Origin of the sequence: Frankia sp. AgB32, assembly GCF_023243045.1 — a bacterium.
Lineage (GTDB): Bacteria > Actinomycetota > Actinomycetes > Frankiales > Frankiaceae > Frankia.
In genome coordinates this window covers 1-235 of sequence record NZ_JALKFX010000223.1, presented here as the reverse complement: position 1 = coordinate 235, position 235 = coordinate 1, and the positions used below count along the sequence as shown (strand labels likewise).

The window sequence follows — 235 nt, the reverse complement described above, 5'->3', positions numbered from 1 at the left end:
CTATACCTACAACAGCAACAAGTACGCCCAGGACCTGAACAACCAGGGCAAGAGCTTCAACACCTACACGCCGCGCCACCTGCTGCGCGTCTGGACCACCTACCAGCTGCCCGGTGAATGGAATGCCTTCACCATCGGCGGCGGCGTGAATGCGCAAAGCTCCAACTACCGCCAGGTGGGCGCCGTGGCCGTCCATGCGCCCGGCCGCGCGGTCTGGAGCAGCCATGTGCGATAC

Annotated in this window: 1 pseudogene; it reads left to right on the top strand. The window is 63.8% G+C overall.

Annotated features, from left to right (window positions below):
* Window positions 1-235: pseudogene (locus tag MXD60_RS26500) on the top strand (hypothetical protein); the annotation flags it as partial.